Source organism: Pantoea sp. BR_17 (assembly GCF_041955125.1).
Classification (GTDB): domain Bacteria; phylum Pseudomonadota; class Gammaproteobacteria; order Enterobacterales; family Enterobacteriaceae; genus Pantoea; species Pantoea stewartii.
Window position 1 is genome coordinate 683,625 of record NZ_JAVAXT010000001.1, and the last position, 13,122, is coordinate 696,746.

10 protein-coding genes and 1 pseudogene are annotated in these 13,122 nt (G+C 55.3%); 3 read left to right on the forward strand and 8 right to left on the reverse strand.

Going from position 1 to position 13,122, the window contains the following annotated elements:
• The first annotated feature begins 42 nt into the window (after positions 1-42).
• Positions 43-553: pseudogene (locus tag RAC60_RS03145) on the forward strand (hypothetical protein).
• Positions 554-620: 67 nt separating this feature from the next.
• A complete protein-coding gene (gene cho, locus RAC60_RS03150; RefSeq protein ID WP_006118941.1) occupies positions 621-1,484 on the forward strand; it encodes an excinuclease Cho in 864 nt (287 codons plus the stop codon).
• 199 nt (positions 1,485-1,683) lie between these two features.
• On the opposite strand, the gene spy is transcribed toward cho, so the two are convergent.
• The 6 genes from spy to RAC60_RS03180 all read right to left on the reverse strand — a co-directional run bounded on the left by spy (position 1,684) and on the right by RAC60_RS03180 (position 8,550).
• Positions 1,684-2,178: an ATP-independent periplasmic protein-refolding chaperone Spy gene (gene spy, locus RAC60_RS03155; RefSeq protein ID WP_058701720.1), complete on the reverse strand. Its 495-nt coding sequence runs from the start codon at positions 2,176-2,178 to the stop codon at positions 1,684-1,686.
• Between the two features lie 290 nt (positions 2,179-2,468).
• Positions 2,469-3,464, reverse strand: coding sequence for a succinylglutamate desuccinylase (astE, locus tag RAC60_RS03160; RefSeq protein WP_375092593.1), 996 nt, complete (start codon positions 3,462-3,464; stop codon positions 2,469-2,471).
• A gap of 49 nt (positions 3,465-3,513) precedes the next feature.
• Entirely contained in the window at positions 3,514-4,839 is a 1,326-nt protein-coding gene (astB, locus tag RAC60_RS03165; RefSeq protein WP_375092595.1) for an N-succinylarginine dihydrolase, read from the reverse strand.
• A complete protein-coding gene (gene astD / locus RAC60_RS03170) occupies positions 4,836-6,305 on the reverse strand; it encodes a succinylglutamate-semialdehyde dehydrogenase (protein ID WP_375092597.1) in 1,470 nt (489 codons plus the stop codon). The genes astB and astD overlap by 4 nt, the downstream gene beginning before the upstream one ends.
• On the reverse strand, positions 6,302-7,333 hold the full coding sequence (gene astA, locus RAC60_RS03175; RefSeq protein ID WP_033741105.1) for an arginine N-succinyltransferase: 1,032 nt from the start codon (positions 7,331-7,333) through the stop codon (positions 6,302-6,304). Before astA ends, astD begins: the two co-directional genes overlap by 4 nt.
• The gene (locus RAC60_RS03180) at positions 7,330-8,550 is read right to left on the reverse strand and encodes an aspartate aminotransferase family protein (protein ID WP_375092599.1); all 1,221 of its coding nucleotides are present in this window, start codon (positions 8,548-8,550) and stop codon (positions 7,330-7,332) included. The genes astA and RAC60_RS03180 overlap by 4 nt, the downstream gene beginning before the upstream one ends.
• Positions 8,551-9,425: 875 nt before the next feature.
• Here RAC60_RS03180 and RAC60_RS03185 point away from each other — a divergent pair.
• Positions 9,426-10,517, forward strand: a complete 1,092-nt coding sequence (locus RAC60_RS03185; RefSeq protein ID WP_033741100.1) for a porin — start codon at positions 9,426-9,428, stop codon at positions 10,515-10,517.
• A 68-nt stretch (positions 10,518-10,585) separates the two neighbouring features.
• Here the strand turns inward: RAC60_RS03185 and RAC60_RS03190 are convergent, their stop codons facing one another.
• Both RAC60_RS03190 and RAC60_RS03195 read right to left on the reverse strand, forming a co-directional pair.
• The gene (locus tag RAC60_RS03190; RefSeq protein ID WP_033741099.1) at positions 10,586-11,491 is read right to left on the reverse strand and encodes a bestrophin family protein; all 906 of its coding nucleotides are present in this window, start codon (positions 11,489-11,491) and stop codon (positions 10,586-10,588) included.
• A gap of 96 nt (positions 11,492-11,587) precedes the next feature.
• Entirely contained in the window at positions 11,588-13,060 is a 1,473-nt protein-coding gene (locus tag RAC60_RS03195) for a YchO/YchP family invasin (RefSeq protein ID WP_375092679.1), read from the reverse strand.
• Between the last annotated feature and the right edge of the window lie 62 nt (positions 13,061-13,122).

Genomic DNA, 13,122 nt, shown 5'->3' on the forward strand with positions numbered 1-13,122 from the left:
ACTGCTGAAACCCCATGTCCGTAACGTTACACGAACGCCACCCTGACCGGGCTGAGCGCAATTTTACTCTGGAGTACGACCCTGGGTCTGCTGCGTAGCGTCAGTGAGGCTTTTGGCCCCACCGGCGGTGCCGCCCTGATCTATTCCATCACCGCCCTGCTGTTGTGCCTGACAAGAGGCCTGCCCGATCCGCGTGTCCTGCCCCGTCGCTATCTGCTGGTGGGCGGCAGCCCTGGCCCGGGCGCTTTATAACAATGTGACACGCCGTTATGCATGCGGTAGCAACGGTGTTTCACTGTTTTTTATCGTCACCGCGCTGGCGCAAGTGCTGTTCGTGGATGCCTCTACCGCCGTGGCCTACTCTGCCTGGAACGACGGCATTCAGCAGGGAAATTTGCCCCTGCTGGCGACCGCCTCCTGTTTTACGCCCGTGCTGTCCGCCTTGCTGGCCAGCTTATGGCTGGGCCTGACACCGCCCGCCAGCTTCTGGCAAGGTGTTGCCCTGATCACCGCAGGCTCGCTGATCGGCTGGCGGGCAACATACCGGTTATGAATCTGAAGCTGGCGATCATTTAACCTGCCTGTTATGCTGTATGGACAACCAGTATAGGGAGTTCGTTTTGGCAAGACGTGCAGCAACCCACCGCCTCGAATTTGATGCGGCAGCGATTTATGAATACCCGGAACATTTGCGTGAATGGCTGGAAGGCTTGCCCAACCTGCCCGGCGTGTATACCTTTCATGGCGAAAGCGACACGCTGCCGTTATACATTGGCAAAAGCGTTAACCTGCGTTCGCGCGTCATGTCTCATTTCCGAACACCTGATGAAGCCAAAATGTTGCGCCAGTCGCGACGCGTTAGCTGGATCCCCACGGCGGGCGATCTCGGCGCGTTGCTACTGGAGGCGCAGATGATTAAAACTCAGCAGCCGCTCTTCAATAAACGCCTGCGCAAAAATCGCCAGCTCTGCTCGCTGCAAATTACGCCCGAAGGGAAACCACAGGTCGTGTATGCGCGCGATGTCGATTTCAGTCAGTCGCCCAACCTGTTTGGTTTATACCGCAGTCGCTTCGCTGCCCTGGAACGGCTGAAACAGCTGGCCGATGAGTATCAGCTTTGCCACGGCTTATTAGGTCTGGAAGCACTGAGCCCCAGCCGGGGCTGTTTCCGCTCAGCGTTACGCCGCTGTGCGGGGGCCTGCTGCGGCAAAGAGTCCGTGAGCGATCATCAGGACCGACTGTTGGCGGCGCTGGAAAACGTCCGCGTCTTCTGCTGGCCCTGGCAGGGGGCGGTGGCGCTGGTGGAAGAAGGGAAACAGATGACGCAGATTCATGTCATTGACCACTGGTTCTATCTGGGCTCAGTTGACTCGCTTGAAGAAGCCAGACGGCTGAAACGGGGTAAAGGCGGGTTCGACCACGATGGTTATAAGATCCTGTGCCGTCCGGTGCTGTCCGGCCAGTATCCGGTCATTCCGCTCTGAACCGCCTGCTGACGGCACAAAAGGCGGACAGATGGCGACCTGCAACGCAACCCTGAGTTGACCGCGTGACGCGACAGAACCGCCCTTTTCCTTAACCGCTTTCCCGCTGGCGCGCGTGCATAAAAAAACCGCCGGCACTGCCCACGCAACGTGGACAAGGCCGGCGGTCTCAGACCGGCTTTAGTGATTAACCCGAGGCTTATTCAGCAGGTGCAGGGGCCGGAGCCGCTTTGTCATGCATCGGGCGTTTTTCAGTCAGATGCTTTTCAAAATTCGCGTTGTACTGCTTTTTCTGCTCTGGCGTCAGTACGTTGTACAGTTTGTTCTGGGTTTCCATCATTGCCACCGCGTTCGCTTTGGCGTTGGCGGTCATTTTCTCCGCCTGGGCTTCGGCCTTCGCTTTGTCGAAGCTGTCAGAGGCGATAATCGCATGGTTAGCGCGACGCTCTTCGATTGACGGGCGCTGCATCTCGCCACGGCCCGCTTTCATAATTTCATGCATTTTTGTTTTTTGTTCTGGCGTCAGATTCAGTCCGCCAAACATCATGTCCATCCCACCCCGGTGCATCGGCTTGTGCATCGGTTTCTCACTGCCTGCTGGCGGTGGCGTCAGGTTATCCGCTTCGGCATGCACTACAGATGCCGCACCAAATGCCAGGGTAGAAGCCAGTAACAGAGAAGTCAGTTTACGCATAACAGTGTCCTTTTTTACTTGTTCACTTTCGTTACGACAGCGCGCTGTCGCGTCTTCGGAAACAAGCATACGACGTTGAACGTCAACTACTGCGAGTGAGCGTAAAAGCGTGAAAGCACAAAAGTCATATTTCAGCCGATCATGGAGGGAATAAGAAGAATGGCGTCAGGAATTGCAAAAGAGTATGAATAATCAGGAAATTTCGGATAAATCGTGGAGAATTGTAATGCCTTTAGCAGTAAAGCGGAAGGTCTCTTCCGCTCTTTTTTTAAACTGCGCGGTGAGACCGTTCAGAGAGGTAACGCCTGAGTCTGCTCGCTCTCTTCAATCAGCATTAAACCCGCCCGCAATCCCAGCGCGACATGGGGATTGGGAAAGAGCACGTATTCCCGCGCCTGCTGGACAAAGTAGCGCGTCTCGCCATCCTCAGCTAATAACGCCCCCTGCGGAAACGCGGTAAAATTTTTCGTGTCATTCGGCATATGCAACTGAAACGCCTCACTTAAGCGCGTGATCTGCTGGCAGACCCGATAACGGCGCGGGCGACCGGCGGGCTCAGGCAATGTTTCACCATACAGCAGAGCAGCCAGGGCCTGAAACGCGGCGCTGAACTGCGACAGATCGTTTTCGCCAAACGGCCGCGCCTGCCCCAACTCCAGGGTACAGCTGGCTGCGCCAAAATGTTCGCAGCTGAAATGGGTAAAAGTGCCCCCCGGCGAACGATGAAATACCAGCGCCTCCAGGCCGGCTGCGCCCAGCCAGTGCAAAAACGCGTCCGGCCAGGGACGCGGATTATGCGGCAGTACGCCAAAGCGGGGATGGTAAGAGCCGCGCAGTGCCGTATGCATATCCAGGTGCCAGCGGGTTTCGTCACATGCCCCCCGCTGCCAGAAGTTTTCCAGCGTTTGTTCCAGCCGCAGCACCCGCCGCGCTTCATCGCCATCATCAATCTGCTGCCAGCGGCCACCAAACAGTCGGTTAATGTCACTGGTCACATAACGCTTCCCCGCGCGCAGTGCCGAAGGATTACCTAACACCACCAGCATACGCTGCTGAAGTGGTTTTTCGCCCCGGAGTAAAGGCGTGATGAGCTGATTAAGGATTTCAACCGGGGCGGTTTCATTTCCGTGAATGCCCGCAGAGAGTACCAGCGCCTGGTTAACCGGTGCCTTTGGCTCCATAAGCAAAAGACCATGGTATAACCACTGCCAGCGAAGATGCGCCGTCTCACCGCTACGCAAACGTGGCGCTTCACCCGACAGCGTTTGCTGCAAAAAGTCCTGCATCGTTTCTCCTTAAAAGCGGAAGCGGGCAACCCTGACGGCACCACCTGCTTCACTGCTGAAATGTATACACATTTCCTAAGTCTAGCAGCCTGGTCAATTCATCAAGGGCAACCCGCCCTTCTTCCAGTAATTGCGGATCGCCTAAATCGCTTTGCGTCAGCCTGTCGCGATAGTGCTTATCGACCCACCGGTTCAGCGTGGCGAACACGTGATCGTTCATCAGCACCGCCGGGTTAACGGCCTGGCGCTCCTCGGGGGTTAATACCACGCGCAACCGCAGGCAGGCGGGGCCGCCACCGTTGTGCATACTTTCCCGCAGGTCAAACACCTGCAGGGACTGTAACGGACCGCCGCCTTCCACCTGTTCACGCAGGTATTCCCAGACGCCGGGATGCTGGCGCGACTCTTCCGGCAGCACCAACATCATGCTGCCATCCGGGCGCGTCAGCAGCTGGCTGTTAAACAGGTAGGTACTGACGGCATCCTGCACGGACACCCGGGCTGTTGGCACCTCCAGGGCGACAAAACCCGGCACACGGTCGCGCAGTTGCGCCAGTAAACCGGGCTGATCAACAAAAGCCTGCTGATGGCAAAACAGCAGCTGCTGATTGCTCACGGCAATGACATCGTTATGGAAAACGCCCTGATCGATGACCGCCGGATTTTGCTGCGCAAAAATGACTTTTTCAGGCGAGAGCTGATGCAGGCGGGCGACCGCTTCACTGGCTTCACGGGTTTGCCGGGCCGGGTAGCGTCGGGGGGCCGTATCAGACTGGCCGTCGCGACCATAGATAAACAGTTGTACACCCGCGTCACCATAGTCGCCGCCCAGACGGTTATGGTTGGCCGCCCCTTCATCACCAAACCTGGCCACCTGCGGTAGCGCATCATGCACAACAAAATGTCGCGGATCGCGAAACAGCGCTCGCAGCAGAGCGGCCGTTTGCGGGGCTTCAATGGAACGGTGAAATTTGTTGTTGAGATTCGCGACGGTGAAATGCACCCGACGGTCAGCGCTGTCGGCTGAGGGTGATACCGTTGCCGCATTGGCCACCCACATCGCCGAGGCCGAGCTGGCGGCTGACAGTAACGCGGGGGCCGTTTTATGGGCTTTTTCCAGGACCTGCGCATCGCTGCCGCTAAAACCCAGCTGACGCAGCACGGCAATGCCGGGCCGCTCATGCGGCGGCATCACGCCCTGAACAAATCCCATGTCGGCCAGCGCTTTCATTTTCAGTAAGCCCTGCTTTGCCGCCAGCCGCGGATTCGACGGCTGGTGTTGATGGCGCGTCGAGGCTTCGTTACCGAATGACAACCCCGCGTAATGGTGCGTCAGTCCGACCAGCCCATCAAAGTTGGCTTCTGTGGCTTTCATGAGCGACCTCCTTGCGGTGAAAAATCCAGGCCCGGTGACAGTGTTGCCGGAAGCGTAAGCTGCGGCGATTCCAGCGAGGCCATCGGCCAGGCACAATAGTCTGCGGCATACCAGGCGCTGGCGCGATGGTTACCCGAGGCGCCAATCCCGCCAAACGGTGCCGTACTGGCAGCGCCAGTCAGCGGCTTATTCCAGTTCACAATACCGGCACGCGCTTCCAGCAACAGCTGGTCAAACTGCTCGCGGGAAGGTGAAATTAACCCGCACGCCAGGCCGTAACGCGTCTGGTTAGCCAGTTGAATCGCCTGCGGATAATCGTCGTAACGCATCACCGCCAGCAGCGGGCCAAATACTTCTTCATCCGGCAAATTGTCTACCGCGGTCACGTCAATAATGCCGGGCGTTAACAGCGCCTGTTGCCGGTTGGGCCAGCGCATTGCCAGCAGTATCTTGCCGCCCGCCGCGACGCGCTGCTGCCATTCGGCATAAATTTTTTCGGCAGCGGCGCAGGAGATCACGCTGCCCATAAAAGGTTGCGGATCGGCGTTCCAGGCGCCGGGTTGCAACCGCCCGGCCACCTCAACCAACCGTGTCAGGAAGGCATCACCAGCCGCGCCCCGTTTGACCAGTAAGCGGCGCGCGCAGGTACAACGCTGGCCTGCCGTGATAAAGGCTGACTGAATGGCGATATGCACCGCCCCGTCGGTATCCGCGGGATCGTCCACGATCAGTGCATTGTTACCGCCCATTTCCAGCGCCAGCATTTTTTCAGGCTGCCCGGCAAACTGGCGATGAAGCTGATAACCGGTATGTGCGCTACCGGTAAACAGCAGGCCGTCAATGCCCTGCTCAGCCGCCAGCGCCTGGCCGGTTTCACGTCCGCCCTGCAGCAGTCCCATGACGCCATCTGGCAGGCCCGCCTCCCGCCACAGCTGTACCGTTCTCTCAGCGGTGGCCGGCGTCAGCTCGCTGGGTTTGAACACCACACAGTTACCGGCGAGCAAGGCGGGCACAATGTGACCATTCGGTAAATGGCCCGGGAAATTATACGGGCCGAATACCGCCAGCACGCCATGAGGACGATGACGCAGGGCATTTTCGCCCTGTTGCTGCTCCCCGGTGCGAGCGTGATAGGCTTTAACGGAAATCGCAATTTTGTTGATCATCGCGGTCACTTCCGTCAGCGCTTCCCAGCGCGGTTTCCCCGTTTCCTGCGCAATGCAGTCGGCCAGGGCGGTTTTATGGTTCTCGAGTTGTACCGCGAAACGTTCAACGATGGCCTGACGGGCGGCAAAAGGCTGTCTTGCCCACGCCGGAAAGGCCGACCGGGCCGCCTGGCAGGCCGCTGTAACCTGCTCCGATGAAGCCGCGCACCCCTGCCACAGCGTGTCGCCGCTGACCGGGTCCTGTTTGGAAAAGTGATCTGACTCGCCAGCGAGCCACTGTCCGTTAATCAGGTGCGTCATGCCTTTTTCTCCTCACTACACAGCGTCACTACGCGCAGGCTGTCACCCGGCTGGCACTGCAACGCCTGTAACTGTTCGTCATTAAGCTGAATATGTTCAGCGCTCGGATCGACCGGTATGAGTGCGACACGAAACCGGTGATAATCGGTGTTGGCGACCAGACAAAGTGGCGCATCCTGCCGGGCCTCGCCTTTTCGTGCCGTCAGTAACCGACTGTCCCGCACGGCGCGGATGTCATCAATGTCACATTCCAGCGTCGGCCCGCCATCAAAGATGTCAATATACTGGCGGTAGCGGAAACCCTCCGCCTCCAGTACCGCCCGTGCAGGCGCGGTTTTAGGATGGACCTGACCAATGACGGCCTGCGCTTCCGGGGTTAAATAGTGCAGATAAAGCGGGTGCTTGGGCATGAGTTCCGCAATAAACGTTTTCTGCCCGGTACCGCTCAGAAAATCGGCTTTGCGAAATTCCATCGAGAAAAAGTGAATGCCCACGCTGTCCCAAAACGGGGAATGCCCCTGTTCATCGCTGACGCCGCGCATTTCGGCAACCACCCGCGCCATAAAGCAGTCGCGAAAGTTCGCCATAAACAGAAAACGGGACTTCGATAACAGATAACCGTTTTTACCGTCACGATAGTCGGGATCCAGAAACAGCGTGCAGAGTTCGCTACTGCCTGTATGGTCATTGCTTAATGACAGTGTCGGCAACGTGGCGTACACGTTCAGCTCTTTTGAGGCATGCACCTGTGTGCCGACCCGAAAGTTGTACCAGGGTTCCTGTAGACCTACAGCCACCTCAATGGCGCAGATCCCCACCGCGCGATTGTCCTGGCTGTCAGCCAGCACAAACACATAGCCCTGTTCAGCACGCGGCAGCGTGCCCTGCCAGGTATGCAGCGAGCGTTCGATTCGGGCCTGTAGCGTGGCGCTGTCAACCGGCAAGGAGGTCAGTCCGCCGCCTGTTTTTGCCGCCAGTGCCATCAGCTGACTCAGATCATCCCGCTCGACCGGACGAATCACCATCATGATGCCTGGCCCTTAAACAGCTGTTCACAGGCCTGGGCAAAGCGCGCCATACCGGTCTTTACTTCCTGTTCGCTGATATTCAGCGCCGGCGCAAAACGCACCACGTCAGCCCCGGCGATCAGTACCATAACGCCCTGTTCAGCGGCGGCGAGGTTGATCTGTTTGGCTTTCCCCGCAAAGTCGTCGTTCAGTACGGCCCCAATCAATAACCCTAACCCGCGCACCGTTTTAAACAGATGCAGACGTTGATTGAGGTCATTCAGCGCCGCCACAATCCAGTCATGGCGCATCTTCACGCCGTCCATCACTTCAGGCCGGTTAATCAGTTCCATGACTTTCCCTGCCACCGCGCTCGCCAGGGGATTACCGCCATAGGTTGTGCCATGCGTGCCCACGCCCATCACCTGCGCCAGGTCTTCACGCGTTAACATGGCACCGATGGGAAACCCACCGCCCAGCGCCTTGGCACTGGTCAGGACATCCGGCGTCACGCCATAGTGCATATAGGCGTACAGCGAGCCGGTCCGGCCAACGCCGCTCTGCACTTCATCGAAAATCAGCAAGGCCTGATGTTTATCGCACAGTTCACGCAGGCCGCGCAGAAACGCGGGCTCTGCCGGAACAACACCGCCTTCGCCCTGAACAGGTTCGACAATGACGGCACAGGTCTGATCGGAAATCAGTGCGGCAGCAGACGCAAGATCGTTAAATTCCGCGTGCTGAATATCTGCCGGAAGTGGCGCAAAATCTTTTGAATAGGCAGGCTGCCCTCCCGCAGAAACGGTAAACAGCGTGCGGCCATGAAAGGCATTTTTAAATGCGACGATGCCGCTTTTATGGTTACCAAACCGGTCATGTGCCACTTTTCGGGCCAGCTTCAGCGCCGCTTCGTTTGCCTCTGCCCCGGAGTTGCAAAAGAACACACGGTCAGCAAAGGTGGCATCGATCAGGTGTTTCGCCAGACGTAAAACGGGTTCATTGGTATATCCATTGCCTGTATGCCACAGACGTGAAGCCTGCTCCTGAAGCGCCTGCTGAAGCGCGGGATGCGCATGGCCCAGTGCATTAACGGCGATACCGCCGGCGAAATCGATATAGTCTTTTCCCTGCTGATCCCAGACGGTTGAGCCCTCTGCGCGGACCGGTACAAAACTGGCGGGTGCATAAACCGGCATCATCCAGTGATCAAAATCATGACGCGAAACCTGCAGTGGCATAGTCCTTCTCCTGTACCCCAGGGGTAATCTGTTTGTTTGTTAAATGTTAAGAATGTAAAGACTCGTCCTACGATAGATTGCAGATAGCGTGCCAGCCAAGGACTAAAATGCATAAAATGGAGCGCATAACCAATTATCAATAACTTACGAGTGGCTCCTATTCATTTAAAATGCATAAATAGTGAATAATAGTCTGAGGAAGACGGGATAGTAGCGTTTTTTATAGCGGAATTATGCAACGGCGATATGAAATATTGCTTTTGTGATCGCTGATAAATTATTTGTTTAAAAGCGTGCAAAGTGCGCCTCACAATGGGGCGCTTGCATGGTTGTTGTGCATAAAAAAGAAAAATGCCGTGGTCGGGATGAATAAACTCAAATAAAAAATAAAAGAAAGGCTGAAAATAACGCATTCACGACGCCATAATTATTATTTATTCATCTGTTTTATTATTTTATTTCCTGGGTGACTATCAGGAAGTTAATAACCCTTTGCCATGCTAGGTCGATTATTAATATGCAGACTAATGGTATGATCGCTACCTTTTAAGATTATTTATTAACCAGATACGGGTGATTATTTCACCACACCTACTGGCATTTTTATTTTTTTGTCATGCTGAATAAGGCGGGCGAGCAACACCAAACAAGCCACTGTTATATATGATATTTTATTCTTTTCATTGGCAGATAAATCATAAGAAAAAACAATAACACCGGGTAAACACTACTCAGCAATGGCGATTTTATCGTTTAGTTCCCTGAATACACAATTAGTTACACTTATTGCGCTAGGCTGGATTAACAATTTGTGTCATTTTCTTTTCACCCCACCAGAGGGGCAAATAATAAGACAACCACAGGGTAAATAATAAATGATGAAGCGCACTTTAGTGGCGGCATTAATGCCGTTACTGATCGGCCTGCCGACTGCTCAGGCCGCACAAATTTATAATAAAGACGGAAATAAGCTGGATTTACAAGGCAAGGTTAACGTTTCGCATTATTTTTCAGATGATCCGTCAAATAATGGCGATCTCACTTCCTATGCCCGCATCGGTTTTAAAGGCGAAACCGCCATCACCGATCAACTCACTGGCTATGGTTTCTGGCAGTACCAGTTCAGCGTCAAAAACTCTGAAGGTGCAGATGCCAACACCGGTAACAAAACCCGCCTGGGTTATGCCGGGCTGAAATATGGCGAACTGGGTTCACTGGACTACGGCCGTAACTACGGTCTGGTTTATGACGCATTAAGCTACACCGATATGTTGCCGGTATGGGGTGGAGACTCTGCCTATAACGACGCCTTCCTGACTGCTCGCTCAGGTGGTGTACTGACCTGGCGCAATAAAGACTTCTTTGGTCTGGTGAAGGGCTGGAACATTGCGGCACAGTACGAAGGTAAGAACGATCGTACCTCGACCAACAATGCCGGTCTGCAGGTGAGCCGTGCGAATGGCGATGGCTTTGCTTTATCTACCTCATATGACTTTGATTTTGGTTTGAGTTTTGCTGGCGCTTACTCAAGCCTGCAACGTACTCAGGCACAAAACGCAGCGACTTTTGGTCGCGGTGACAAAGGACAGGTATGGGCAACATCTGTTAAGTATGATGCTAACCAGATTTACCTGGCAGCAATGTACGGTGAAACGCTTAACGCCACACCGATGCCTTCCAGTGCGACCGGTTTCGCTAACAAAGCACAGAACATGGAATTTGTTGCGCAATACCAGTTCCTGAATGGCTTACGCCCTTCATTAAGCTACGTCACCTCAAAAGGCAAAGACATTGAAGGCATCGGTGATGCCGATCTGTATAAATACTCTTCTGTGGGTGCAACTTACTACTTCAATAAAAACATGTCGGTGTACGGCGAATACCGTATTAACCTGCTGAAGAAAAATAATCCGCTGGGTCTGGCAACAGATGACATTACAGCGGTAGGTCTGGTCTACCAGTTCTAAGCGTTACCCCCTCATTGTTAAACGGCCCGGCCTGTGTCTGACGGGCCGTTTCTCTTTACCCCGTCCTCTCAGCTCAGGCGATAGTGACAGTCCGGCTGCATCGGTTGGGGCAGATCCTTCTCTCCCGACATTTCCCGCAAATTGATTTCTATGTTGATGCAGATAGCATCCATCGGCAGATGGTTATTCTTATAGCCAAACGGCATTTCCAGCTCTTCCGCCAGCGTATCGAGTGACAAAAAGGTGTAGGAAATAAACATCGACACCAGCGGCGTCATCGCATGCAGGTCCGGCGCCAGCGCAAACGGCAGCAACGCACAAAACAGATAAACGGTACGCCGTAGCAGCAAGCCATAGGCAAACGGCACCGGCATGCTGGCCAGCCGTTCACATCCTCCCAGCACTGCCGCAATCTGGTTGAGGTTGTTGTCAATCGTGCTCCAGACAATATCGCTGATTACCCCTATTTGTCGCTGCTTTGCCAGCCACTGCGACAATTGCAGATGCAGCATATTTGCCGCCGAGTGCTGGCCCAGCAGCACCTCGGCCTCGCTGCCCAGCAGGCGCGTCAGGTCGTCACGTGCATCCGTATGACGGAGTTGATGTTTCAGACTGGCACAGAATGCCAGCAGCATGGCCTGCACCCGCTCCGCATCTGCCGGACAGAAGGCAATAACCTGACGCAAAATATTACGGCAGGCAATCAGCAACGCCCCCAGTAACAGGCGGGCCTCGCTGAATCGCGCATAGCAAACGCTGTTACGGAAACCCAGAAAGATAGCGATGGAGACGCCCAACAGGCTGAACGGCGCCAGCGTGAGCTTAATGCCCAGGGTTTCATACCAGTCCAGCAACGCCAGGGCGAGCAGCGACATTAACAGGTTAAGAAACAGGCGGAACAGGATATCGGGCAGAACAGAGCCATGCCAGGCAAACAGGCGGATAAACCAATGGTTGGGTGGTCGAAGAATCATGGTGTGCAGATGAATGGATATTTTTGCCGATTCTGCGAGTGTGCATGTGCTTTTACCAGTGAAAAAGTGTGACAAAAATCACATTTTATTGTGACGTTAGTCGCTGAAGCTCAGCGGATCGGTAACCGGCGAGCGCGCCTCCGCCTGTTCCGCGGGCGGCTCATCCAGCGACAACGGCGGCTGGACCCTGAGGGTGATCCAGTTGGACGTCACGCGCTGTTGTTTACTGTCTTCGACCGTAACCGACAGATGGTAAGTATTGCTGGCCCCTGGCGTGCTGTCCCACGGCGGCACAATCACGCTCCAGCCGTCCGTTGCACTGTTGTTCGGGGGAGCAGTCAGACTCAGCGCCGCCGTGTCGCCCTGCCAGCTCAGCCCCTTAATCGCATGACTGGCGCGTACCTGCAGCTTAAGTGGAACGCTCTCGCCCGGATTAAGCTGCCATGGCGGCGTCGCCAGAAACACGGAGAGGGTTTTGCGCTGCCGGTAAGCCATTACCGGCGTTTGGCTGCGCGTGACGGTATCGTAGCGACTGCCACGCAACGAACGCATCTCAGCGACGTTACTGGCATCCAGCTGGCGGCTTAAAGCCACGCCAAAACGATAATTCAGTTTCAGCCCAACCTGATCCTGGGTCTCGCCGGCACTGCTGGTTTTGTGGCTGGCCGTGAAGGTCACCAGCGGCACGGGCGTGTAAGACAGCCCGAGCGAGAGTGCCGCCGGATTGTGGTAGCGATTACCGCTGTTAAACAGATCAACCTTTTCACCCAGATACTGCTGATAACTGAATGACACGCCCAGTTGACGGTAAAAAGGAAGATAGCTTTGAGTGGTGATGTCGTAACCTTCGGCCATGCGGTATTGCTGGCTGCTGTCACGATTGCGCCATCCTGAAAGCGGATGATAGTAATTAGCGGAGAGCCGCAGGTTGTTGCTCCAGGCTTCCGTTCCCACCGATGCGCGCTGGAGGCCGCTGCGAAAACTGCGATCGATAAAACTGTTGTAGCCTAACAGCCAGTTGCCCAGATCCCAGCGCTGGCCCAGTCCCGCATTACCGACCACCCCTTCCACCGTATCGTGCAGACCAAGCTGACTAAACGTCAGATAGCGGTTTTCATCGGCCAGCGGACTAAACAGATTACCGCCGGTCCCGTCAAAATTGCCGTCCATGTCAACTTTCAGGTCGAATTCTGCATTACCGTAGGGAGAGAGCAGCGACTGCCCTTCCGTTTCCACCCGCGTCGCAACTTCGTCACGCAGATGATTAAACGCCCACTGCCCGGCCTGCTGACCAAAGGTCACATCGCTGCTGCTTTCACTGGCTTCTGCAATGCTTTTCGCCGCCTTCGCCAGTTTTTCACTCCACTGATGATCCTCCTCGACATGCCCCAGCGACGGAAGGTCGTCAAGCGACTGCCGGAAACGAGAGGGATCGCCAAACGGGGTGGCAGGAATCTGACTGTCGGCTTGCAGCGCACGAACAGGGGCGGCGGCGAAGGCCGTCATGACAGTCAACGCGAGGAGAACAGGTCTGTAAATCACATCATCAGGTCCGGGCATAAACATTATCAGGTGGTTTCTCAACGAGAATGACAAAACCAGCGCAGACTATTTTAGCATAATGTGACACA